The sequence below is a fragment of the Maritimibacter alexandrii genome (assembly GCF_005871115.1).
GTDB lineage: Bacteria > Pseudomonadota > Alphaproteobacteria > Rhodobacterales > Rhodobacteraceae > Maritimibacter > Maritimibacter alkaliphilus.
Map to the genome: position 1 here is coordinate 592,554 of NZ_SWKQ01000009.1, position 21,352 is coordinate 613,905.

20 protein-coding genes are annotated in these 21,352 nt (G+C 65.5%); 7 read left to right on the plus strand and 13 right to left on the minus strand.

The features are described 5' to 3' along the window. Position 1 precedes the first annotated feature (1 nt). The 4 genes from FCT00_RS03705 to FCT00_RS03720 are packed head-to-tail and all read left to right on the plus strand — an operon-like array spanning position 2 to position 4,033. A complete protein-coding gene (locus FCT00_RS03705) occupies positions 2 to 913 on the plus strand; it encodes an ABC transporter permease subunit (RefSeq protein ID WP_008333824.1) in 912 nt (303 codons plus the stop codon). Positions 914 to 915: 2 nt separating this feature from the next. Then, the gene (locus FCT00_RS03710; protein WP_138421890.1) at positions 916 to 1,890 is read left to right on the plus strand and encodes an ABC transporter ATP-binding protein; all 975 of its coding nucleotides are present in this window, start codon (positions 916 to 918) and stop codon (positions 1,888 to 1,890) included. Next, positions 1,887 to 2,837: a dipeptide ABC transporter ATP-binding protein gene (locus FCT00_RS03715; protein ID WP_138421891.1), complete on the plus strand. Its 951-nt coding sequence runs from the start codon at positions 1,887 to 1,889 to the stop codon at positions 2,835 to 2,837. Before FCT00_RS03710 ends, FCT00_RS03715 begins: the two co-directional genes overlap by 4 nt. A 38-nt stretch (positions 2,838 to 2,875) precedes the next feature. Continuing rightward, the gene (locus FCT00_RS03720; RefSeq protein WP_138421892.1) at positions 2,876 to 4,033 is read left to right on the plus strand and encodes an ATP-grasp domain-containing protein; all 1,158 of its coding nucleotides are present in this window, start codon (positions 2,876 to 2,878) and stop codon (positions 4,031 to 4,033) included. On the opposite strand, the gene FCT00_RS03725 is transcribed toward FCT00_RS03720, so the two are convergent. Genes FCT00_RS03725 through FCT00_RS03750 form a run of 6 tightly spaced genes read right to left on the minus strand, consistent with a single transcriptional unit; the run spans position 4,018 to position 10,146 of the window. Beyond that, a complete protein-coding gene (locus tag FCT00_RS03725) occupies positions 4,018 to 5,001 on the minus strand; it encodes a Rieske 2Fe-2S domain-containing protein (RefSeq protein ID WP_138421893.1) in 984 nt (327 codons plus the stop codon). The two genes, FCT00_RS03720 and FCT00_RS03725, sit on opposite strands and share 16 nt — an antisense overlap. After that, entirely contained in the window at positions 4,998 to 6,128 is a 1,131-nt protein-coding gene (locus tag FCT00_RS03730) for a GNAT family N-acetyltransferase (RefSeq protein ID WP_235888931.1), read from the minus strand. The genes FCT00_RS03725 and FCT00_RS03730 overlap by 4 nt, the downstream gene beginning before the upstream one ends. Further along, the gene (locus FCT00_RS03735) at positions 6,125 to 7,375 is read right to left on the minus strand and encodes a F390 synthetase-related protein (RefSeq protein ID WP_138421895.1); all 1,251 of its coding nucleotides are present in this window, start codon (positions 7,373 to 7,375) and stop codon (positions 6,125 to 6,127) included. The genes FCT00_RS03730 and FCT00_RS03735 overlap by 4 nt, the downstream gene beginning before the upstream one ends. Beyond that, positions 7,372 to 8,196 carry an MBL fold metallo-hydrolase gene (locus FCT00_RS03740; RefSeq protein WP_138421896.1) on the minus strand — a complete coding sequence of 275 codons (825 nt, stop codon included), beginning with the start codon at positions 8,194 to 8,196 and terminating at the stop codon, positions 7,372 to 7,374. Before FCT00_RS03740 ends, FCT00_RS03735 begins: the two co-directional genes overlap by 4 nt. Continuing rightward, complete coding sequence (locus FCT00_RS03745) at positions 8,193 to 9,176, minus strand: NAD-dependent epimerase/dehydratase family protein (RefSeq protein ID WP_138421897.1); 984 nt, start codon at positions 9,174 to 9,176, stop codon at positions 8,193 to 8,195. Before FCT00_RS03745 ends, FCT00_RS03740 begins: the two co-directional genes overlap by 4 nt. After that, on the minus strand, positions 9,166 to 10,146 hold the full coding sequence (locus tag FCT00_RS03750) for a 3-oxoacyl-ACP synthase III family protein (protein WP_138421898.1): 981 nt from the start codon (positions 10,144 to 10,146) through the stop codon (positions 9,166 to 9,168). Before FCT00_RS03750 ends, FCT00_RS03745 begins: the two co-directional genes overlap by 11 nt. A gap of 144 nt (positions 10,147 to 10,290) precedes the next feature. Between FCT00_RS03750 and FCT00_RS03755 the strand changes: the two genes are divergently transcribed. Further along, positions 10,291 to 11,640: a flavin monoamine oxidase family protein gene (locus FCT00_RS03755; protein ID WP_138421899.1), complete on the plus strand. Its 1,350-nt coding sequence runs from the start codon at positions 10,291 to 10,293 to the stop codon at positions 11,638 to 11,640. Between the two features lie 78 nt (positions 11,641 to 11,718). Here FCT00_RS03755 and FCT00_RS03760 read toward each other — a convergent pair whose 3' ends face one another. From FCT00_RS03760 to FCT00_RS21780, 6 genes are all read right to left on the minus strand, one after another. Further along, complete coding sequence (locus tag FCT00_RS03760; protein WP_008333797.1) at positions 11,719 to 12,420, minus strand: ABC transporter ATP-binding protein; 702 nt, start codon at positions 12,418 to 12,420, stop codon at positions 11,719 to 11,721. Further along, positions 12,420 to 13,172, minus strand: coding sequence for an ABC transporter ATP-binding protein (locus FCT00_RS03765; RefSeq protein WP_138421900.1), 753 nt, complete (start codon positions 13,170 to 13,172; stop codon positions 12,420 to 12,422). Before FCT00_RS03765 ends, FCT00_RS03760 begins: the two co-directional genes overlap by 1 nt. After that, positions 13,169 to 14,140, minus strand: a complete 972-nt coding sequence (locus tag FCT00_RS03770) for a branched-chain amino acid ABC transporter permease (RefSeq protein WP_138421901.1) — start codon at positions 14,138 to 14,140, stop codon at positions 13,169 to 13,171. The genes FCT00_RS03765 and FCT00_RS03770 overlap by 4 nt, the downstream gene beginning before the upstream one ends. Position 14,141: 1 nt before the next feature. Next, positions 14,142 to 15,065 carry a branched-chain amino acid ABC transporter permease gene (locus FCT00_RS03775; protein WP_138421902.1) on the minus strand — a complete coding sequence of 308 codons (924 nt, stop codon included), beginning with the start codon at positions 15,063 to 15,065 and terminating at the stop codon, positions 14,142 to 14,144. A 55-nt stretch (positions 15,066 to 15,120) separates the two neighbouring features. Next, positions 15,121 to 16,299 (minus strand): ABC transporter substrate-binding protein, encoded by a 1,179-nt coding sequence (locus tag FCT00_RS03780; protein WP_171042874.1) that lies wholly within the window; start codon positions 16,297 to 16,299, stop codon positions 15,121 to 15,123. A gap of 65 nt (positions 16,300 to 16,364) precedes the next feature. Continuing rightward, a complete protein-coding gene (locus tag FCT00_RS21780) occupies positions 16,365 to 19,091 on the minus strand; it encodes a benzoate-CoA ligase family protein (RefSeq protein WP_138421903.1) in 2,727 nt (908 codons plus the stop codon). 89 nt (positions 19,092 to 19,180) lie between these two features. On the opposite strand from FCT00_RS21780, the gene FCT00_RS03790 reads away from it, so the two are divergent. After that, complete coding sequence (locus FCT00_RS03790) at positions 19,181 to 19,606, plus strand: acyl-CoA thioesterase (RefSeq protein WP_138421904.1); 426 nt, start codon at positions 19,181 to 19,183, stop codon at positions 19,604 to 19,606. Next, positions 19,599 to 20,342, plus strand: a complete 744-nt coding sequence (locus FCT00_RS03795) for an IclR family transcriptional regulator (RefSeq protein WP_138421905.1) — start codon at positions 19,599 to 19,601, stop codon at positions 20,340 to 20,342. The genes FCT00_RS03790 and FCT00_RS03795 overlap by 8 nt, the downstream gene beginning before the upstream one ends. Here the strand turns inward: FCT00_RS03795 and FCT00_RS03800 are convergent. Then, positions 20,318 to 21,334, minus strand: coding sequence for an LLM class flavin-dependent oxidoreductase (locus tag FCT00_RS03800; protein WP_138421906.1), 1,017 nt, complete (start codon positions 21,332 to 21,334; stop codon positions 20,318 to 20,320). The genes FCT00_RS03795 and FCT00_RS03800 overlap by 25 nt on opposite strands. Positions 21,335 to 21,352 lie beyond the last annotated feature (18 nt).

Here is a 21,352-nt window from a genome sequence, read left to right on the forward strand (position 1 = left end):
CATGGCAGACGTGAGTTCATCGACCAACACCACGCCGACCACGACCGTCCGCCCCGGCCGGTTCAAGGAATTCTGGCGTTACTTCCGCGAGAACCGTGGGGCCGTGATCGGCTTTTACGTGTTCATCTTCTTCCTGATCGTCGCGATCTTCGCGCCTCTCATTTCCCCGTTCGAGCCCTCCACCCAGAACCGGGGCGCCACGCTGGTGCCGCCTGCGTGGCAGGACGGCGGAAGCTGGACCTATCCGCTGGGCACCGACCCGTTGGGGCGGGATATGCTGTCGCGCCTGATCTACGGCGCGCGCTATTCGTTCCTCGTCGGCACCATCGTCGTGATCCTCGCGGCGACCGGCGGCATTCTGACCGGGCTCATCGCCGGGTTCGCGCCGCGCTGGCTCGACACGATCATCATGCGGATCATGGACATCATCCTGTCCATCCCGTCGCTGCTGCTCGCGCTCGTGCTCGTCGCCATCCTCGGGCCGTCGCTGCTGAATGCCATGATCGCCATCGCCATCGTGCTTCAACCGCACTACGTGCGCCTGACCCGCGCGGCGGTGATGACGGAGTTGTCCAAGGACTACGTGGTATCCGCGCGGGTCGCGGGCGCGAAACTGCCGCGGCTGATGTTCGTCACCGTTCTTCCGAATTGCCTCGCCCCGATCATCGTGCAGGCGGCGCTGTCGTTCTCGAACGCGATCCTCGACGTGGCCGCGCTGGGCTTTCTCGGCATGGGCGCGCAGCCTCCGACACCGGAATGGGGCACGATGCTCGCCGAAAGCCGCGAATTCATCTTACGCGCGTGGTGGGTCGTCACCTTCCCCGGTGTCGCGATCCTGACCACGGTGCTGGCCATCAACCTGATGGGCGACGGCCTGCGCGACGCGCTTGACCCCAAACTGAAGAGGAGCTGACGATGACCCTCCTCAATATCCGCAATCTCAGCGTCGACTTCGACACGGCCGGCGGCCAGTTTCGCGCCGTGGACGGCGTCGACATCACCGTGAACGAGGGCGACATCCTGTCGATCGTGGGCGAATCCGGCTCCGGCAAGTCCGTCTCGATGCTCGCCATGATGGGGCTGTTACCGTGGACCGCGACGATCACCGCCGACGAGATGAGCTTCGACGGCGTGGACCTGCGCGGCATGACGGCCAAGTCGCGGCGCAAGGTGATCGGGCGCGACATGTCGATGATCTTTCAGGAGCCGATGTCGTCGCTGAACCCCTGTTTCACGGTCGGGTTCCAGATCAAGGAAAGCTTGCGCATCCACATGAAGATGGACCGCGCGGCACGCCACAGGCGGGCGGTCGAATTGCTCGACCTCGTGGGCATCCCGGACCCCGAAAAACGGCTCAAGGCGTTTCCGCACCAGATGTCGGGCGGGATGAGCCAGCGGGTGATGATCGCGATGGCGCTCGCCTGCAAGCCGCGCCTTCTCATTGCCGACGAGCCGACGACCGCGCTCGACGTGACCATTCAGGCGCAGATCCTCGACCTGCTGACGGATCTTCAGAAAGAGACCGGGATGGGCCTGATCCTCATCACGCACGACATGGGCGTGGTGGCCGAAACGGCGCAGCGCGTTCAGGTGCAATATGCCGGGCAAAAGGTCGAGGAACAGGAGGTGCGCAAGCTTTTCGCCGAACCGCACCACCCCTACACCTCGGCCCTGCTCGCGGCCCTACCGGAACGCGCGACCGAGCGGCATCTGCCGACCATTCCGGGCGTGGTGCCGGGGCAGTACGATCGGCCCGAAGGCTGCCTGTTCTCGCCGCGCTGCCAATTCGCCAACGACACCTGCCGCAAGATCGACCCGCCGGTGCAGCCGCCGGAACTCGGCCTTGCGCGCTGTCACTACCCGGTCAACGCGAAGGAGGGCGTGGCATGAACACCGTCGTCACCGCGCAGAACCTCGCCCGCCACTACGAAGTGGGCGGCGGCCTGTTCTCGAAACCCAGCGTGGTCAAGGCGCTGTCGGAAGCCTCGTTCACCATCGAGGCCGGCAAGACGCTCGCCGTCGTGGGGGAGTCGGGGTGCGGCAAGTCCACCCTCGCGCGGCTCGTCACGATGATCGAAGAGCCGACGGCGGGCACGCTCAACATCGCGGGCAAGGACGTGACGCCCGACAACTGGGACACGCTGCGCGACACGGTGCAGATCGTATTTCAGGACCCCTACGGGTCGCTCAACCTGCGTCACCGGGTGGGCGCCATTCTGGAAGAGCCGCTCAAGATCAACCGCCCCGATATGTCGGCCAAGGAACGGCAGGCCAAGGCGCGCGAGATGATCGAGCTGGTGGGCCTTCGGCCCGAGCATTACGACCGTTTCCCGCATATGTTCTCGGGCGGGCAGCGCCAACGGATCGCGGTCGCCCGTGCGTTGATGCTGGAACCCAAGCTTCTGGTGCTGGACGAACCCGTCTCGGCGCTCGACCTGTCGATCCAGTCGCAGGTGTTGAACCTGCTGCTCGATCTGCAAGCGCGTCTGGACCTCGCCTATCTCTTCATCTCGCACGACCTGTCGGTGGTGCGGCATGTGGCCGACGACGTGGTGGTGATGTATCTCGGGCGGCCTGTGGAGTTCGGGTCGAAAGAGGCGGTGTTCGGCAACCCCCGGCATCCCTATACCAAGGCGCTGCTCTCGGCGACGCCGTCGACCGAGCCGAACCCGGAAAAGAAGCGGATCAAACTGGAGGGCGAATTGCCCTCGCCGCTCAACATTCCCGACGGCTGCCCCTTCGCGCCGCGCTGCTGGAAGGCCAAGAGCAAATGCCGCGAGCAGCGCCCGGACCTGATGGGCGAGCATCCGGCGGCCTGCTGGTATCCCGAGGGCTGACGCTTGCGCGGGGGCCTGACGCCCCCTAGCGTCCGGCCATGGAGAGACAGACATTCCTCGTCACCGGCGCCCGCGCACCCGTCGCGCTGCACATGGCGCGGCTGTTGGGAAGCGCGGGACACCGGGTCGTTCTCACCGACACGATGCGCCGCCCGATCGGGGCCGCGACCCGGTTCGCGCGGTACGAGCGCACGCCATCGCCATGCTTCGATCCGGACGCCTATGGGCAGGCAATCTCTCGGATCGTTGCGCGCGAGGGCGTCGATCTGATCCTGCCGACCTGCGAAGAGGTTTTTCACCTCGCCCGCCTGCGCGACGAGGCCGGGCTGGAACTTCCGGTGTTCGCGCCGGGGTTCGACCGCCTCGCGCAAGTGCATTCCAAACACGCCTTCATCGAACTTTGCGCGGGCCTTGGCCTCGACGTGCCCGAGACGCACCTGCTGCGCGGTCTTGCGGATCTCGACAGAATTCGGGACCGCGCCGGTGACATGGTGTTCAAGCCGGTCTGGTCCCGTTTTGCAGAGCACGTTCTGATCCGCCCCGATCCCCGCGGGCTGGATGCGATCACGCCTTCCCCCACGCGGCCATGGGTCGCGCAGGACTATCTGCCGGGCACCGAGCTTTGCGCCTATGCCGTCGCGCATGAAGGGCGGCTTTCTGCGCTCGCCACCTACCGCGCGCTCGCACGGGCGGGCACGGGGGCGGCGGTCGCCTTCGCCCCGGTCGAGGACGCGGCGGTGACGGCGTTCGTGGAGCGGTTCGTGACGGGAACGGGTTGGAGCGGACAGGTATCTTTCGACCTGATGCGTCTGGCGGACGGCCGAGTCCTGCCGCTCGAATGCAATCCACGGGCAACCAGTGGTCTGCATGTCTTTCGCGACGGCGCGTCCTTCGCCCGGATGCTGGCGGGACAGGCCACCTGCGACCCCGACGTGACAAGGCCGCAGGCCGTGCACCTCGCGCTCTGGGTCTACGGTCTTGCCCCGGCGCTGGCAAAGGGCCGGTTGAAAGATTTCCTTCGCATCCGACAAGAGACGGACGAGTTGCTCGACTGGCCCGACGATCCGGGCGCAAAAAGCGCGCAGCTTGTGGCCCTGGTCGAGTTCGCGCGGCTGGCGCTACGCCGACGCATCAGCCTGCTCGCCGCGACGACATACGACATCGAATGGAACGGGCCGGATCAAAGTTCGATCTGACATCGGCGCGGCGTGGCTGCGGCCAGCGGCATCTCGCCTGACTGAATGCGCGCAATGTCTTCGCGCAGGAAATCCAAAGGTCCGATCACCGGCTTCGCGACCGGCGCATGTCGGGCGTTCTCCAAGGCCGCCGACAGAACGCGGCGATCCTGCTCCAACGCGATGCGGAACATCGGCCTGAAGGCGAGCGCCTTGAGATAGCCGAGCCCGCCCTGCTTCGGACCCATGAGCCAGCCGATCCCCTCGACCGTATGCGCGTCTGTCTGCCGCAAGTGGAATGTCGTCGCCAGCACCATCCCCTGCGGCCCCCAGTATTCGAGTTCGGCAATGCCCGGATGACGATACCGCCCAATGGTCTTGACCCGCTCGCCCTCCAGCAGCTTCGAGATCACGCCTTGCGCCCGGTCCTCGCCCGTATAGCGGGCCTCGACCCAACCCGGCCCGCCCGTCACCTCGACTGCGACCGTGTAGCGTTTGGCGGATAGCCCACGCAGCAGGCCCTTGTGCGTGAAATGCGTATGCGTGGCGTCGAGGATGTTTTCGGCCGTGTCGATCAGGGTCGAGCGCGTGGAACTCGTCACATGACGGACGATCACGTCCTGACCTTGCAGGCAGTGGACGTAAGGGGCCTTTTCCGGCGCGCCTTCGGACAGGAAGATCGCGCCTTCGGCCTCGGTCACCGCGAAACGGCGGGTGCGGTAATGCGGCAACGAGCCGACGAGGCCGGGGATCGCGGTGCATCGCCCGTCCGCCCCGAAACGCCAGCCATGATACGGGCATTCGACCTCGCCGTTCCGTGTCCTGCCATCTGACAACGCGGCGAAGCGATGGGGGCAGCGGTCGTGCAGAGCGGCAGCTTTGCCCTGCCCATCGCGAAACAGCACCACGGGCAGACCCGCGAAGAACACCCGTTTCGGCTTGCGCCCGAGCGCGCGGGAAAGCGCCACGGCTTGCCACTGGTCGCTCATAGGCCGAACCGTTCCAGAAGCGGCACGCCCACACGGGTCAGCACCCGCTCCATCACTCGAACCGCCGCGCGTTCGCGCCGCCCCAGATGCGCGACGTAGACGGCGGTGTATTCGATCACGGGTTCGGCCCCGCGCAGCCGTTTGAACTCCGCCGCCCCGGCGCTCATGTTGAAAAACAATCCCTCCGCGCTGGCCCGATCCTGCGACAGCGCCATCAGCATCCGGTAAAGCCCCTCCTCCTGCGGGCGTGACGTATCGTAACCGACGATGGGCTGGGTCAGCGTCGTGCCGGACCGGAACAGGCCGGTCACGGCGGTCAATATGCCCGTCTCACGATCCCGGAAACCGGCGAATTCGACGATCCCCCTTCGTTGCAACTCACGCAGGCAGAGCGCCTTGTATTGCGGGTTGAGGGGCGTGTATTTGTCCAGATAAAGCATACCGTACAGGGCTTCCGCACGGGCGAAATCCTCTGGACCGAATGCCTCGTTCGCGACCGCCGCGTGCGGGGTCGCGCGCATCAGTTTGCGGTCCCACTTCATGTTGCGGCTGAGCTTCGGGGCACTGCTGCGGTCCGCGAAGATATAGACCTGACGCGCTGGCAACAGGATGAACCCGGTCTGTCCAAGTGCCGAGATGGAGTCGCGATCCGCCAGCCTGTTCAAAGATCGCAGCACGATCGCCCGGTCCGGGTATCGGCCCACAAGAGTATCGCGGATGGACGTCGCGTCGGACAAGGTGAGCGCGGGCACCGGATTGGTCGAGAAGAGCCAGTTGTTGACCTGTACCTGATGGTCGAGCCCGCTTGCCGCAAGAACCGGCCCGCAGGCTCGGATCAATCCGCGAAGGGCGGCACGTAGCGCGGGGTTCGATACGAAATAGCGGGTCTCGTCCAACCCATAGTCGACATAGCCCGCGCTCGGTCGGCAGATGTAGCAATTGCCGCGTTCCGTCCGGTCGTTCAGCGTTATCGGAAAGGTCTTCCCGCACGCCTCCAGCACCTCGACGCGGGTGGTGAGGTTTCCAATCAGGTCACGGGACGGGTGATCGCGAAACAGCGATACGAGGGCCGCGACGCTGACCGGGTCGTTTTCGGCGCCCGGGTTGATATGTCGATCCGCGATCATCCAGCCGCTTTCGGCAGCCGACATTCGACGCGGCGCAGCTTGCGGCCCGTATCGAGCGTAAGGGGTCTGCGTTCGAGCGACACCGACACCCCGCCCGCCCGCGCCGCGAACAGGGTGCGCAGGGCGGCCAACGCGGCCTTGCACACAGCGTCTGACACGTCAGGAGACAGGACAAGCTGGACGGTCGAGGGGCCGGTCTGGATCACGCGGAAGTCCTGAATGGCCGGGTGCGCGTCCACGACCGCGTTTCGGATCACGTCGGGCGTCAGCGCCGCCGTTGCGAAACGGAAGAGGTCATCCATCCGCCCCACGACCTCGTCCACAGCCAAGAGCGGCGAGCCGCAGCGGCAGGGTGCAGTGGACAGGCGCAGGAGGTCGTTCAACCTGTAGCGCGCCATGATCTGTGCCTGCCGCCGGAATGCGGTGATGAGCGGCGAGACGAGGCCTTCGCCCACCGGCTCGAACTCGAACTTCACCGAGTCTTCGCACAGGTGCAGCGTGCCCTCGCGGCAGGTTACGGCCAGCAGACCTTCGGTCGCCATGTAGATCTGTTCGAGCGGACCGAAGGCCGCTTCGATCACGGGCCGGTCCACCGGGTCGAGGGTTTCGGCGGCAGCGAAGGTGCGGCGGGGCGTGAGAGCAAGGCCCGTCTCGGCGAAATGGCGCAGCAGTCGCGGCGGGGCGATGAGGACGGTGGGGTCGAAGGTCGCGAGGTCGTCTTGCCAGACCTCCGGCCCCGCGACGAGATCGAAGAACCGCAGGTCGATGCGCCGGGTGCAGCGGGCGGCATCATAAAGCCGCGTGGATTGCGGCAGGATCACCGCCACCCGCGCGCCCCCCAGCAGCATGTCGGGGATCGCTTTCGCGAGGATCGCGCCGAGCCACCGGAACCGCTCGCCATTCGAAATGACGAAATAGCCTCGGTTGCCGCTGGTTCCCGTGCTCTGCCCCACGGTCAGGCTTCCGATCCGGCAATCCGCCTGAATCGCCTGACGCACGTCATCGGCAGTCAGACCCCGCACGTTGTAGGCGGCGAAATCGGACATGAGCGTCGCCTTGTCGGTGATCGGCAGATCGGACAGCCTTTTCGGCGCATGGGCATAGGCCGCCACGCGCGGCAGATCACGCGCCAGCCATGTGTCGACCTGTCGGGCCTGCCATGCTTCGAACCTTTCCCGCGACATGCCGGGACGGGCCATGCGCCGCGCCGTGACATAAGTGCCGATCGCTTCGACGAACGCGATCACAACGCGGATTCCACGTCATAGGGCTGCTGCGCCGGGTCGTGGCAGAGCATGACCTGCCCCCCCGCATCGCGAAACGCCCGGACGGCGCCGGTGCTTTTCAGTCCGGCGCTCACATCGTCAGCGATGACCGAGGCGGGCAGACCCGGTGCGCGACCGTGGTCGAGCGCCTCCAGCATCCATTGCGTGTCGGTGGCGTAGAGCAGCGGCGTTGCAAGCGACGGGAAGAACAGGCCCACATGGCCCTCGGCATGTCCGGGCAGATCGACGGTCAGGACCGAGCCATCGCCGAACACATCCACCGCGGCGGGTTGGCCGCCGGGCAATGTGACCTCGGATCGGGGCAGGGTCGAAAACCCTGTGAGGCGGGTGGAGAAGTCGTCTGGAAGGAGTTCGGGAAAGATACCGTGGCGTATGTTTGCCAATGCACCCCTTCGACTGATCGCCGCGAAGGTCTTGTCGCAGGCGATGATGCGGGCGTTGGGAAACTGGCGCAGGCCGGAAACGTGGTCGGCGTGGAAATGGGTAAGGATGATGCAGGCGACATCCTCCTTCGACACACCACGACGGGACAGAACGGCGCTTGGCTGGCCGGCTTCGTTCAATTCGGGCCGAAGCGCGCGTGCGTATGTCCTGAGCGCCAGACTGCGCGCGCCTTCGACCGTTTCGCGTGTATATCCCGTGTCGATCAGGACGGGGCCGATCCGCGGGTGTTCCAGCAGACCGAAGCGCACCCGAAGCTCCACCGGCCTGCGCCGCCCCCAGCGCAGGATCAGGCTTTCACGCGCCCGGACGGTGGCGCTGTTGGCGAAGACGGGGGTCATGGGTCCGCCTTCGCGAACGTACGATCCAGCCCTTCCTCGAACCTGATGCGGGGCGTCCAGCCCAGCACGCGCTCGGCCTTGGAGATGTCGAGGCTTTGCGCATAGGCGAAGAGCGCCAGTGCATATCGGGTGATGGCGGGTTCGCCTTTCCCTGTCAGGAGCGCGGCCCTTTCGGCGGACCAGGCCGCTGCGAGGCCGAGGGTCACGGGCACCTTGCGCCAGCGAAGCGAAACGCCCGCGCGGGCGCAGGCACTTTCGGCGAGACGCGTTACCGGGATGGTTTCGCCCCCGGTGACATTGAACACCTCGCCTTCCGCGCTTGTCGGCGCGTCCAACCCGGCGATGATCGCGGCCACGACATCCTCGACATGTGTCAGGTCGATCCGGGCCACCCCACCACGCAGAAGCGGGAGGGGGCGTTCGGCGGCGGTCTTGAGCAAACGCGGCAGAAGCACTGTGTCCCCCGCCCCGTACAACCCGCGCGGGCGGATCGCGAGGGGGCCGATGTCCGGCGCGGCGAGCGCGATTTCCTCCGACAGCCGCTTGGTGCGGGCGTATTCGTTGAAGGGTTTGGGAAGCGGGTCGTCCTCACGCAGGTCCAATTGGTCACGCAGGGCGAAATAGACGGTCGAACTGGACACCTGAACGAAGCGACGAACCCCAAGGCGGCGGGCAAGATCGACCATGTTCCGGGTGCCGATGACATTCGCCGCCTCGAAGGCTGCACGAGAGCCGAAAGGCGACGACAGTCCCGCGCCGTGGACGATGTGGGTGACACCGGCCAAGGCGGGCGGCACGTCCGACAGGGGCACCGAAACGTCCCATCGCAGGACGGGAACGCCCTGCGCCGTCAACGCCTCACACCCGGACGGGTCACGGCCCTGCGCGACCACGTCCCGCCCGTCCGCCAGAAGCCTTCGCACCAGCGCACCGCCAAGGAACCCGGTCGCTCCGGTGACGAGGATGCGCTCAGGCGACATAGGCCAAGCCCCCGAAAGACACACCCGCCGACGTGCCGAGGAAAAGCGTCCGCGTCCCCTCAACCATCCGCCCAGACCGCCGCGCGACATCGAGCACGAAGGGGATCGAGGCCGCGATCTGGTTGCCGTGTTCGGCGATGATGTCGACCACCCGGTCGGGGGCAAAGCCGGTCTGACGGATCATGTGGGTGAGCGCGGCAGGGCTGGCCTGATGCGGGATGACGAGGTCGACGTCGTCGCGCGCCCAGCCAGCGCGGGCGAGCAGGTCGTCCACGAATGCCCCGAAATGGCGGGAGGCAAGGCGGAAAAGCTCTTTCCCGTCCATCCCGAACCACGCATGGGCGGCGAATCCATCGGGATCGTTGTGGTAGTCGAAGCGCGTGCCGCCTGAGCCGAGCGAACAGGCATCGTAAGCCGAAGGATAGGTCCGCATAAGGCTCGCCACCATACCACCTGTGGTCGCCTTGGTGACGACCGCCGCGGCCGCGCCATCCCCGAACAGCGCCGCGACTTCGGGCTGCCTGTCCCACGGCAGCGCGCGGGAGGCGATCTCGGACGCGACCACGAGCGCACGGGTCGCCTGCCCCGTGGCGATCATGCGGGCAGCGGTGTCGAGCGCGGTCAGGAAGCTCAGGCACGTTGCATTCACGTCGAACGCGGCCGCGCTTCCATCCGCCATGCCCAGCCTTTGCATGACCGCCGGGGCGGTCGCCGGGATCGGCTGATAGGGCACCGCGCTGCCGCACAGGATCAGGTCGATGTTGCCCGGCGCCACACCGGCATCCTCCAGCGCGGCCCGACACGCGGTTTCGGCGAGGTCGATCTGGCTTTCCGCCTCACACACATAGCGGGCGGCGACACCAGTCGTTTCAGCGAGATAGCCGACAGGTTTACCGATCCGTTCATCGAAGGTGTCGGATCTGATGCAACGGGCGGGAAGCGCCCGGCCTGTCCCGAGGATGGTGATCAACCCTGTTCCTCCGCTTCCCCGCCGTCTTTGGCGGACCCGGATGATTATGTACGCCGCCGCTCGCGAATTCCCAAGCCCGGACATCGCGCTGGACGGCGAGCGGTCGCTTACATAGCGTTGGGGGAACGGATCGGGGACCATGTCATGACACGTCTTTCACGCCGGGACAGCATCAGGTTCGCACTGGCGGCGCTGGCGGCGACACACGCGGGACGCGTTCAGGCGCAGAGACTTGGCGGCCGGAAGGTGATCGTCGTCGGCGCCGGGATCGCGGGGCTTTCCGCCGCGCGGCGGTTGCAGGACGCAGGCGCGGAGGTCGTGGTGCTGGAGGCCGGCGACCGGATCGGCGGGCGTATCCGGACCGATCACAGCCTTGGCGCTCCGTTCGAGTGGGGCGCGGGCTGGATTCACGGGCCGGGGCGCGGCAACCCGGTGGCGGGACTTGCGGATGACCTGGGCGCGCCGACCTTCGTGACCGCTGACGACAGTCTTGAGGTTCTCTATGCGAATGGAACCGACATGGGCGAGGACGTGGCCGAGGCTTTGGACACGCTCTACGAAGACTTCGAGGACGCGTTGTATGACGAGCTTGGGGGTGAGGACGATCCCCGCAGCCTCGCCGCGTTGATCGACGACATCGACCCCGACATCCTGCGCACCCCCGAAGCGCGCTGGATGCTATCGGCCTATGTGGAGTTCGATCTCGGCGCGCCGTTGGAAGATGTGTCGGCGGCGCTCGCTTTCGAGGACGAGGCGTTTCCCGGCACGGACGTGATCCTGCCGGACGGCTACGACCGCCTGCTCGCACCGTTGGCGCAGGGACTGGACATCCGCACGGGGCATCGGGTGACGGGCATCGCGCACGGGTCGGTCGCGCGGGTCTCGGGCCCGTGGGGCGAGGTGACGGGCGACAACGTGGTCTGCGCCCTGCCCTTGGGGCTGCTGAAAGCGGGCGACGTCACCTTCGACCCACCTTTGCGGGCCGCCTATGCCGACGCCATCCGGGGCATCGGCATAGGCACCGTGACCAAGATCGCGCTCAAGTTCGATCAGGCGTTCTGGGACGTGAACACACAGTATTTCGGCATCGTGACCGAGCCGCGCGGGCGCTGGAATTACTGGCTGAACTACCGGACCTTCTCGGACCAGAACATCCTTTTGGGCCTGTCCTTCGGCGCTTACGCCCCCGTGGCGGACCGGATGAGCACGTCAGAGGCGACGCAGGATGCGCTGGAGGTGCTCGACGCCGCATTCGACGGTGCCGGTGCGCCGATGGCCGTGTTGAAGACCGCTTGGTCGATCGATCCGTTGTTTCGGGGGGCTTACTCGTTTCCCGTCGCAGGTGCGTCGCGGGGCCTGTGGAAGGCGTTCGAGACCCCGGCCTCGGACCGGTTGGTGTTCGCGGGCGAGCACACGACGTTCGACTATCATGCGACCACGCACGGGGCCTATCTGTCCGGGCAATGGGCGGCGGAGTGGATCGAAGACCCCTGAGATTGCGCCCGCTTGTGCGGTCGCGCCGGCGGGGGGCCAGCCCCCCGCACCCCCCGGGATATTTTCAGACCGGAAAGATCAGAGGCCGAGCCAGGTTTCGCGGGCGGTCTGGTCGGCCTGCAACTCGGCGCTGGTGCCGGACCAGACGACTTCGCCGCGCTGGACGATGAAATGGCGGTCGGCAAGGCGCATGAGGTCGTGAAGGTTCTTGTCGACGACGAGGATCGAAAGGCCCGTGGCGCGGATGTCGGCCAGCGCGGACCAGATTTTCTGGCGGATGAGGGGGGCGAGACCCTCGGTCGCTTCGTCGAGGATCAGCAGCTTGGGGTTGGTCATGAGCGCGCGACCGATGGCGAGCATCTGCTGTTCGCCGCCCGAGAGCAGGTTGCCCATCGAGGAGGCGCGGCTTTCAAGCTCGGGAAAGAGCGCGAAGACGCGGTCGATGGTCCAGGGGTCGGGCTGGTTCAGGTGATTGGACGCGGTGGCGACGAGGTTTTCGCGCGCCGACAGGTTAGGAAAGATCTGGCGGCCTTCGGGCACCAGCCCCAGTCCGAGGTTGGCGGTGCGGAACGAGGGGCGGCCCACCAGTTCCTCGCCATCGAAGACGATGGACCCGCCGGAGGCCTTCACGATCCCCATGATCGAATTGATCGTGGTGGTCTTGCCCATGCCGTTGCGGCCCAGAAGCGTCGCCACCTCGCCGGTGCCCAATGAGAAATTCATGCCGAACAGCGCCTGCGAGGTGCCGTAATGGGTGGTGAGGTCGGATACGTCCAGCATCAGGCGGCCCCGCTTTCTTCGCCCAGATAGGCGGCTTCGACGTCTTTGTTCGCGCGAATTTCGGCGGGCGAGCCGGTCGCGATGATGTGGCCGTAGACCAGCACCGAAATACGGTCGGCCAGCGCGAAGACCGCGTCCATGTCGTGTTCGATGAGGACGATGGTGTGCTGGCCTTTGATGCCGTTCAGAAGGTCGATCATCGCACGGGTTTCCTCGGCGCCCAGCCCTGCCATGGGTTCGTCGAGCAGCATGAGTTCGGCTTCGGCGGCCAGCGCGATGGCGATCTCCATATGGCGGTGTTCGCCGTGGCTGAGGGCGCTGGTCACCATATGGGCCTTGTCGGACAGACCCACGCGGGCCAGAAGCTCCATCGCCCGGTCGCGGATCGCGGGGATCTTGCGCGCATTGCGCACAAGCCGGAACGACGACCCCTGACGCGCCTGCACCGCCAGCGCGATGTTGTCGATCACCGTCATGTCGAGGATGAGCGAGGTGATCTGGAAGCTGCGCGTGATCCCCAGCCGGGCGCGTTTGTGGGCGGGGACGCGGGTGATGTCCTGCCCCTTGTAGAGGATCGTGCCGCTGTCGGGTTTCTGCGAGCCGCAAAGCTGGGTGATGAGGGTGGTTTTACCCGCGCCGTTGGGGCCGATTATGGCGTGCAATTCGCCCGGCTCGACCGACAGGGTCAGGTCGTCGGTGGCGCGGATGCCGCCGAAGGATTTCATCAGCGATCTGGTTTCCAGCATGGTCATTCGCTGTCCTCCTTGTCCGCGCGCAGCATCCCCATGATCCCGCCCTTGCCGAAGAGCACGACGGCGAGCAGCAGGAGGCCGAAGGGCAGGTGCCAGTAGACCGTGAGCGACGACAGCACCTCTTCCAGCACGATGAAGAGCGTGGCGCCGATCACCGGGCCGACGAGGGTGGCGGTTCCGCCGAGGATCACCATGAACATGAGCTCGCCGGAGCGGCCCCAGTCCATCATCTCGGGCGAGATGAAGGTGGTGAAGTTGCCCAGAAGCGCGCCGGCGTAGCCCGCCATTGCGCCTGCGATGACATAGGCGGTCAGTCGGAACAGGTAGGTGTTGAAGCCCAGCATCACGACGCGCTCGTTGTTGCCCTTGGCCCCGCGCAGGACCATGCCGAAGCGCGAGTTCACGATCATCCGCACGATCAGCATCGCGACGACGAGCGAGACATAGGCGAGACCGAAGAGTTGCAGCGGGTCGTCGAGGTCGATGAAGGGCAGCTCGGACCGGGTGTCGATCACCAACCCGTCATCGCCGCCGTATTCCTCGATCGAGACGATGGCGTAGTACATCATCTGCGCGAAGGCCATCGTGATCATGATGAAGTAGACGCCCTTGGTGCGCAGGCAGATCGCGCCGGTGACGAGGGCGAAGAGCGCCGCGACCCCGATCGCCAGCGGGATCTGCACGTAGCCCGACGTGGTGGCGAGGCCGAGGCTTTCAAGACCGCCGTAGAGCCAATGATGCGCCGGGATACCGACCGCATAGGCACCGATCCCGAGGTAGGCCGCGTGCCCAAAGCTGATGAGCCCGCCATAGCCGAGGATGAGGTTCAGGCTGACCGCCGCGATGGCGAGGATCGTCAGGCGCGTGGCGAGGTCGAGGTAAAAGGCGTTGCCGGTCAGGTAGAAAACCGGCGGCAGCACCGCGAGCAGCGCCATGACGACGAGGGTGATGATGTTGCGACGGCTCATCTCAGCGCACCTTCGGCGGGAACAGGCCCTGCGGTTTCAGCGCCAGAACCACGGCCATGATGATGTAGATGAGCATCGCCGAAATCGCGGGGGCCGAGTTTTCGGCGGCGGAGGGCGACATGAAGATCTTGAAGATATCGTCGAGGAACGAGCGGCCCAGCGTGTCGATCAGCCCGATCAGAAGCGCCGCGACGAAGGCCCCTTTCATCGACCCGATGCCGCCCACGATGATGACGACGAAGGCGGTGATGATGATCGAGTTGCCCATGCCGATGTTGGCTTCGGTGATCGGGGCGACGAGCATCCCGGCCAGACCCGCGAGCGTCGCGCCGATGGCGAAGACGAGACCGAAGAGCATTTCGATGTTGATGCCCAGCGCCGAGACCATCGTGCGGTTCGAGGCACCCGCGCGGATCAACATGCCGAGGCGCGTGAAGTTGACCATCCAGAACAGTCCCCCGGCGGCGGCGAGCCCGGCCCCGATGATGAGGAAGCGGTAGGACGGGATGATGAGCGTTTCCGACAGCACGATCTGGCCTTGAAGGAATTCGGGGAGCGGCACGGCGATCCCCTCGGGCCCCCAGATCAGGTGGGCGAGGGTTTCGAACACGAGGATCAGACCGAAGGTGGCGAGCACATGGTCGAGGTGGTCACGCTCATACAAAGGCCGCGCGACGAAGCGTTCGACGGCCCATCCGATCAGCCCGGTCAGCGGCAGGGCCACGATGACGGCGATCAGGAAATTGCCCAGCGCGAAGGTGAGCGTGGCGCAGATGAACGCGCCGATCATGTAAAGCGACGCATGGGCGAGATTGACGAAATCGAGAATGCCGAACACCAGCGTCAGCCCGGAGGCGACGAGGAACAGCAAAAGCCCGAGTTGCAGACCGTTGAGGGTCTGGATGACGAGTAGTGCAAAATCCAAGGGGGGGCTCCCGGAGTTGGCGCGGGCAGACGGGCCGCCCGCGCCGGATTGAGGATCACTCCATCGGGCACTCGGCCGCGAAGTTGTCCTGAGCGTTCTCATAGACGGTTTTCACGACCTTCGTGGTCCAGACGCCATCGGCATCCTCGACCACTTCGCGCAGGTAGAAGTTCTGGATCGGGATGTTGTTGTTGCCGTAGGTGAACTCGCCCCGGACGCTGTCGAAATCGGCTTCCTTGAGCGCCGCGCGCAGGGCGTCGGTGTCCTCGGTGTTGCCGACCTTGGCCACCGCCGACGCGATCAGCATGATCGAGTCATAGGCCTGCGCCGCGTAGTAGGACGGGTAACCGCCGAACTGCTCCTTGTAATCGGCGACGAAGCGAGCATTCGCTTCGTTGTCGAGCGTCGGATCCCATTCCTGCGTGGTCTGCGACCCCAGAACAGCGGTGAACCCGGCCTCTTGCAGGCGCGGAAGCGAGATCGCGTCGACGGTGAAGACCGAGTAGAGCGGAAGCTCTTCGGCAAGGCCGGCCTGGTCGTACTGCTTGATGAAAGCACCGGCCGCCGCACCGGGGTAGAAGACGAAGATACCGTCGGCACCCGAGGCCCGCGCCTTGGCGAGTTCGGCCGAGAAGTCGAGCTGCGCGTCCGCGCCCCACTTCGTCAGGTCGCGCCCGACGATTTCGCCTTCGAACGTGCGCTCGACCCCGGCCACCATGTCTTTGCCCGCGGCATAGTTCGGCGCCATGATATAAAGCGATTTCACCCCGGCATCGTTCAGAACGTCGCCCATCGCCTCGGGCGTCTGGTCGTTCTGCCAAGAGGTCGAGAAGAAGTTGGGATCGCAGAGCTTGCCGGCCATCTGGCTGGGGCCCGCGTTGGCCGAGATCAGGAACTTGCCGGCGTCGAGCACGGATTTGCGCGAGGCGAGCAGGACGTGGGACCAGATGTAGCCCGCGACGAAATCCACGTCGTCCTGTTTGACCAGCTTGTCGGTGGCCTGCTTGCCGGTTTCCGGTGCGAAGCCGTCGTCGCCGAAGATCACTTCGATATCCAGATCGCCCGCTTTGCCGCCCAGATGCTCGACGGCGAGGTTCACCGCGTTTTCCATCTGGTTGCCGATTACGGCTGCGGGGGTGGTGAGCGTGGTGACGAAGCCGATCTTGACCGATTCCGCCTGCGCGACGCTCGTGAACATTGTGGCGGCCAGTGCCGCCGAGATAATGCGTTTCATGGTTCCTCCCTGGTGGTCCGCCCGTTCGTCGGGCTTGTCGGACCGTTGCTTTTCACACTTGCACCCTATGCAAGGCGTTCCGCTCCGTCTACCGGCATCGCCTTCACGGCCTGACGGTCGAGTTTCCCGGTGCCGGTCTTGGGCAGATCTTCAATGTAGCTGACGAAACGCGGATACTTGAAGGGGGCGAGTCTCGATTTGACGAAATTCTGCAAAGCTTCGGTCTGCCCTTCACGCGGCGCGTGCCCTTGCCTCAAGGCGACGACCGCGCGCAACGTCATGCGCCGGTCGGGTAGTTCATGTGCCAGCACGGCGCATTCGTGGACATCCGGGTGTTCGTTCAGGCAACGCTCCACTTCCAGCGGCCAGACCCACTGACCGGACACTTTGATGAGGTCGTCGGCGCGGCCTTGGAAATAGTAGAACCCATCCTCTTCGATGAAACGGTCGCCGGTGTAGATCCAGTCGGCGCGCATCGTATCGGCGGTCTTGTCGGGACGGTTCCAATAGCACGGCGCGGACGATCCGCCCCGCGCATACATGACACCGTCGACCCCGGACCCGACGCGGTTTCCGTCCGCGTCACGCAATTCGATCTCATACCCCGGCACCGCCTTGCCCGCCGCGCCGAGGCGCTGTTGCTCGGATGTGTTCGACAGGTAGACGTGCAGAAGCTCGGTCGACCCGAGACCCTCGATCGCGGGGAGTCCCGTGAGCGCCTTCCAGCGGTTGAACACGTCCTCGGACAGGGTTTCCGCCGCCGACATGGATTGCCGCAGCGACGACAGATCCCGTTCCGCGATGCCCGGCGCGTTGCAGATCGCGGTGTAAAGCGTCGGCAGGCCATAGAACACCGTGGGCCTGTAGGTCTCGATCATGTCCAGCACGGCGTCGGGCGTCGGGCGGCCCGGCATCAGAAGCGTGGTCGCGCCGATGGAGAACGGGAAGGTGAAGGCGTTGCCGAAGCCATAGGCGAAGTAGATTTTGGGCACCGAGAAGCAGATATCGTCTTCCCTTAGCTTCAGCACATTCGCCGCGAAACTCTGCTGGCTGTAGGCCATGTCGTGATGCAGGTGGACGATGCCCTTGGGCCGGCCCGTGGTGCCCGAGGAATACATCCAGAACGCCATGTCGTCCGGCCCGGTGGGGGCGAGGTCGAGCGTGTCGGGCTGACCTGCAATGAAATCGGCAGCCGCGCGGGTGCCGGCGGGCGCCTCGCCATTCACGATCAGCGGCACGCGGGTGCCCGCCTTGGCGAAGACCTCGACCAGACCGGGTTCGGTCAGGGCCAGGGGAGCTGCGCTGTCTTCGAGGTAGTAGGCCAGAACATCGGGCGGCGTCATGGTGTTGAGCAGCACGGGCACGAACCCGGCCCGCACCGCGCCGAAGAAGGCCGCAGGATACGTTGGCGTATCGTCGAGGAAAAACGCAATGCGGTCGCCTTGGATCAGGCCTGCAGCCTTGAACGCGTTGCCCCAACGCGCGGCATTGGCGATCAGGCCGGCATACGTCACATCGCCCGCAGGTCCGGTCAGCGCGACCTTGTCCGGGTTGCGGTCGAGGTTGTCCCACAAGACGGAAGAGCAATTCGGATGCTTGGACTTGTCGAACCCGATTTCACGCGCGCCGGGGGTGTCGTCGGTGACAGGGTCCGTGATCTCGGGGCGCAGCGCCTCATAGGCCGCCATGAACTCCGGCGCGATTTTGCGCAGCCGGTCGCGCGGGATGCGGCCCGAGCGGGTCATGTAACTCATCGCGAAGTCGAGCGGCTTTTGCTCGATCCGCTCCCCGAACGTTTCGTACCACGCGCAGGAGGTGTTGGCGGCGGTCACGATCTTTTTCGCGATCGGCTGGCGGCTGGCCTGATAGGCGGCGAGGCCTTCTTCGACAGTGGCCGAACGCTTCATCGCCTCGACCAGCGCGATGGCGTCTTCGAGCGCAAGGCGCGTGCCTGACCCGATTGAGAAATGCGCGGTGTGAACGGCATCCCCGATCAGGGCGCGGTTGCCCGACACCCAGTTTTCGCACCAGAGTTTGGGGAATTGCCGCCAGACCGACTTGTTCTTGATGAGCTTCGCGCCTTCCAGCACGTCGGCAAAGACCTCTTCGCAATAGGCGGCGGTCTGATCCTCGTCCATCTTGTCGAAGCCGTGCGCGAAGAACCCGCCTTCTTCGATCTCTACGATGAAGGTGCTCATATCCGGCGCGTAGCGATAATGATGCGCGTTCATCGCCCCTTTCGTGTGGCGCACGAACGTCTGGGTCAGCGTGTCGAAAGGCCGGTCCGTGCCGAACCACGCAAAGCGGTTGGTCATGTTCTCGACGGACGCCCCGAACACCTCGGGCGTGGCCTGCCGCACGACCGAATTCAGCCCGTCCGCGCCGATCACGAGGTCGGCGTCGAGCGCGTCGATGTCGTCGATAAGGGTGTCGAACACCAACTCGGCCCCGACCGCTTCGGCGCGGTCCTGAAGGATCGTCAGAAGCTCCAGCCGACCGATGGCTGAAAAGCCGACACCGTCCAGCGTCACCGCCCCGTCCGGGTGGTTAAGCGTCATGTTGCGCCAGCGTTCCATCTGCGGCGCGATGAGGTCATGGGTCTCGGGGTCGTCGGCCTTGAGAAAATCGAGCGCCTGATCCGAAAAGACGACACCGAATCCCCAGGTGACGCCGCGCGGGCTGGCCTCGGTCACGCGGACGCGGGCGTTGGGGAACGCGCGGCGCAAAAGGATCGCGGAATACAGCCCGCCCGGGCCGCCGCCCACGATTTCGATGGTGTTGAGCGTAGCCATTCCGCCCTCCCTCGGTCTAGCTTGCGTTGCCCGGGATCGTATGAAACGATTCCGCATGATGCAACAAGTTTTACAGAACGGAAAAATATATGGCCGAAACACCGCTTTTCCAGATCGACGTCCAGATCAGCTTCGGCCACTGCGACGCGGCGGGGATCGTGTTCTATCCCAACTTCTTTCGCTGGTTCGACAGGTGCTTTCACACATTCCTGCTGGAGCGCCACGGCGGCCACGCAGCACTTTGCAGACAACTGGGCGCGCGCGGTATCGGCCTTATGCACGCTGACGCGGACTTCCGGTCGCCCGGACTGGACGGCGACCTGTTCACGCTGGACCTCGGCCCGATCAATTGGGCCAACCGCAGCCTGACGGTGCCGTACACCGGGCGGATCGGCGACCGTGTTCTGGTCGAAGGCTACGAAACACGCGGCATTTTCGCCGAACGCGAGGGGCGGCTGACGGCGGCACCGACCGACCAATTGCGCGCTTTGATCGAGGGGGCGGATCATGGCTGACAGTGCCGGGATACAGTCGCTCGACAGCGCGTTGCGGGTTCTCGAGGCGATGGCACAGGCCAACGCCCCCCTCTCGCTTTCCGACCTTGCCCGACGGGTCGACATGCCCGCGTCGAAGGTGCACCGCTACCTCGCCAGTTTCGTGAACGCGGGACTGGTGGCGCAGGCGGGCAAGTCCGGGAAATACGACCTCGGCCCCGGTGCCATCGCGCTTGGGCTGTCGGCCATGGCGCGGCTCGATTTCGTCAACCGAACCGCCGATGCCCTGCCCGACCTGTGCGCCGAGACGAACCTGACCGCGATGCTGTCGATCTGGGGCAATTTCGGGCCGACCATCATCCGTTGGGAACGTGCCGCCGGGTTCATCGTCACCACGCTTGGACTGGGAACGACCATGCCCCTTCTGGGGTCGGCCACGGGCCGCACCTTCCTGACATGGGCCCAACCAAACGTCATCGCTGCAAAACTTGCCGAGGAATGCGACGCGCAGCCGTCACTGGACGCCCGCAGCATCGCGGCGCAGGTGCGCGATGACGGCTATGCCTGGGTTTCCGGCGATCTCATCCCCGGCCTCGCGGCGATCTCGGCCCCGGTGCTCAATTGGCAGGGCGAGGTCGAGGCGGCGGTCACGCTGATCGGCACCGACGTCTCAATCGCCGAACCGGACAGTGCGCCGGTGACCGCGCTGAAAGCGTTCTGCGCGCGATTGTCTCAACCCGCGCCGACACCCGCCTGAGCGGTGCCCGCGCGGTCCGACAGAACCTCCGCCGCGATGCGGAACGATGTCTTGCGCGCCTCGTGGTCATGGATCATGCCCGTGAGGATCATTTCGTCGGGCTGGTAGCGCTCGATCAGCGCATTCAGTTGCGAGGCCACCCGGTCCGGCCCGCCAACGGCCGTGACGCGAAGCGCATGGTTCACCATCGCCAGTTGATCCGGCGTGGCGATGAGCGATGCGTCGTCGACGGGCCGCGGCAAAGGCCCCGGCTTGCCGGTGCGCAGGTTCAGGAACGCCTGCTGCATCGACGTGCGCAACCGTTTGCCTTCGTCGTCGGTGTCGGCGGCAAAGACGTTGGCCGCCAGCATGAAATAAGGCTTCTCGATCTGACCGGGCTGGAAGTTGGAGCGATAGACATGAAGTGCATCGTCCAGCGCGTCCGGCGCGAAATGCGAGGCGAAGGCGTAGGGAAGGCCCAGATGCGCGGCCAGTTGCGCCCCGAAGAGCGACGAGCCGAGCATATAGACCGGCACGCGCGTGCCTGCGCCCGGAATCGCCTTGATCCGCTGACCTTCCGTCAGCGGTTCGAAATAGCTCATGAGTTCGACCACATCCTCGGGAAAGGTATCCGCCTGCTGCATGATCCGCCGCAGGGCGCGCGCGGTCGCCATATCCGTGCCCGGCGCGCGGCCCAGACCAAGGTCGATCCGGTCGGGATATAGCGTCGCAAGCGTTCCGAACTGTTCGGCCACCATGAGCGGCGCGTGGTTCGGCAGCATGATGCCCCCCGCCCCCACGCGGATCGTGTTCGTCTTGCCCGCAACATGACCGATCATGATCGAGGTCGCGGCGGACGCGATCCCAGTCGAATTGTGATGCTCTGCGAACCAGTACCGGGTGTAGCCCCATTGTTCGGCGTGCTGGGCAAGGTCCACGGAATTGGCGAGGGCATCTGCGGGCGTCGACCCTTCGGGAACGGGCGCGAGATCGAGGATGGAATAGGCGGTCATGGCGGGTCCTTTCCCGAC

Coding starts and splice junctions, on each gene's coding strand:
- FCT00_RS03705 (WP_008333824.1), top strand. CDS start 2: ATGGCAGACGTGAGTTCATCGACCAACACCACGCCGACCACGACCGTC.
- FCT00_RS03710 (WP_138421890.1), top strand. CDS start 916: ATGACCCTCCTCAATATCCGCAATCTCAGCGTCGACTTCGACACGGCC.
- FCT00_RS03715 (WP_138421891.1), top strand. CDS start 1,887: ATGAACACCGTCGTCACCGCGCAGAACCTCGCCCGCCACTACGAAGTG.
- FCT00_RS03720 (WP_138421892.1), top strand. CDS start 2,876: ATGGAGAGACAGACATTCCTCGTCACCGGCGCCCGCGCACCCGTCGCG.
- FCT00_RS03725 (WP_138421893.1), bottom strand. CDS start 5,001: ATGAGCGACCAGTGGCAAGCCGTGGCGCTTTCCCGCGCGCTCGGGCGC.
- FCT00_RS03730 (WP_235888931.1), bottom strand. CDS start 6,128: ATGATCGCGGATCGACATATCAACCCGGGCGCCGAAAACGACCCGGTC.
- FCT00_RS03740 (WP_138421896.1), bottom strand. CDS start 8,196: ATGACCCCCGTCTTCGCCAACAGCGCCACCGTCCGGGCGCGTGAAAGC.
- FCT00_RS03745 (WP_138421897.1), bottom strand. CDS start 9,176: ATGTCGCCTGAGCGCATCCTCGTCACCGGAGCGACCGGGTTCCTTGGC.
- FCT00_RS03755 (WP_138421899.1), top strand. CDS start 10,291: ATGACACGTCTTTCACGCCGGGACAGCATCAGGTTCGCACTGGCGGCG.
- FCT00_RS03760 (WP_008333797.1), bottom strand. CDS start 12,420: ATGCTGGACGTATCCGACCTCACCACCCATTACGGCACCTCGCAGGCG.
- FCT00_RS03765 (WP_138421900.1), bottom strand. CDS start 13,172: ATGACCATGCTGGAAACCAGATCGCTGATGAAATCCTTCGGCGGCATC.
- FCT00_RS03770 (WP_138421901.1), bottom strand. CDS start 14,140: ATGAGCCGTCGCAACATCATCACCCTCGTCGTCATGGCGCTGCTCGCG.
- FCT00_RS03780 (WP_171042874.1), bottom strand. CDS start 16,299: ATGAAACGCATTATCTCGGCGGCACTGGCCGCCACAATGTTCACGAGC.
- FCT00_RS21780 (WP_138421903.1), bottom strand. CDS start 19,091: ATGGCTACGCTCAACACCATCGAAATCGTGGGCGGCGGCCCGGGCGGG.
- FCT00_RS03790 (WP_138421904.1), top strand. CDS start 19,181: ATGGCCGAAACACCGCTTTTCCAGATCGACGTCCAGATCAGCTTCGGC.
- FCT00_RS03795 (WP_138421905.1), top strand. CDS start 19,599: ATGGCTGACAGTGCCGGGATACAGTCGCTCGACAGCGCGTTGCGGGTT.
- FCT00_RS03800 (WP_138421906.1), bottom strand. CDS start 21,334: ATGACCGCCTATTCCATCCTCGATCTCGCGCCCGTTCCCGAAGGGTCG.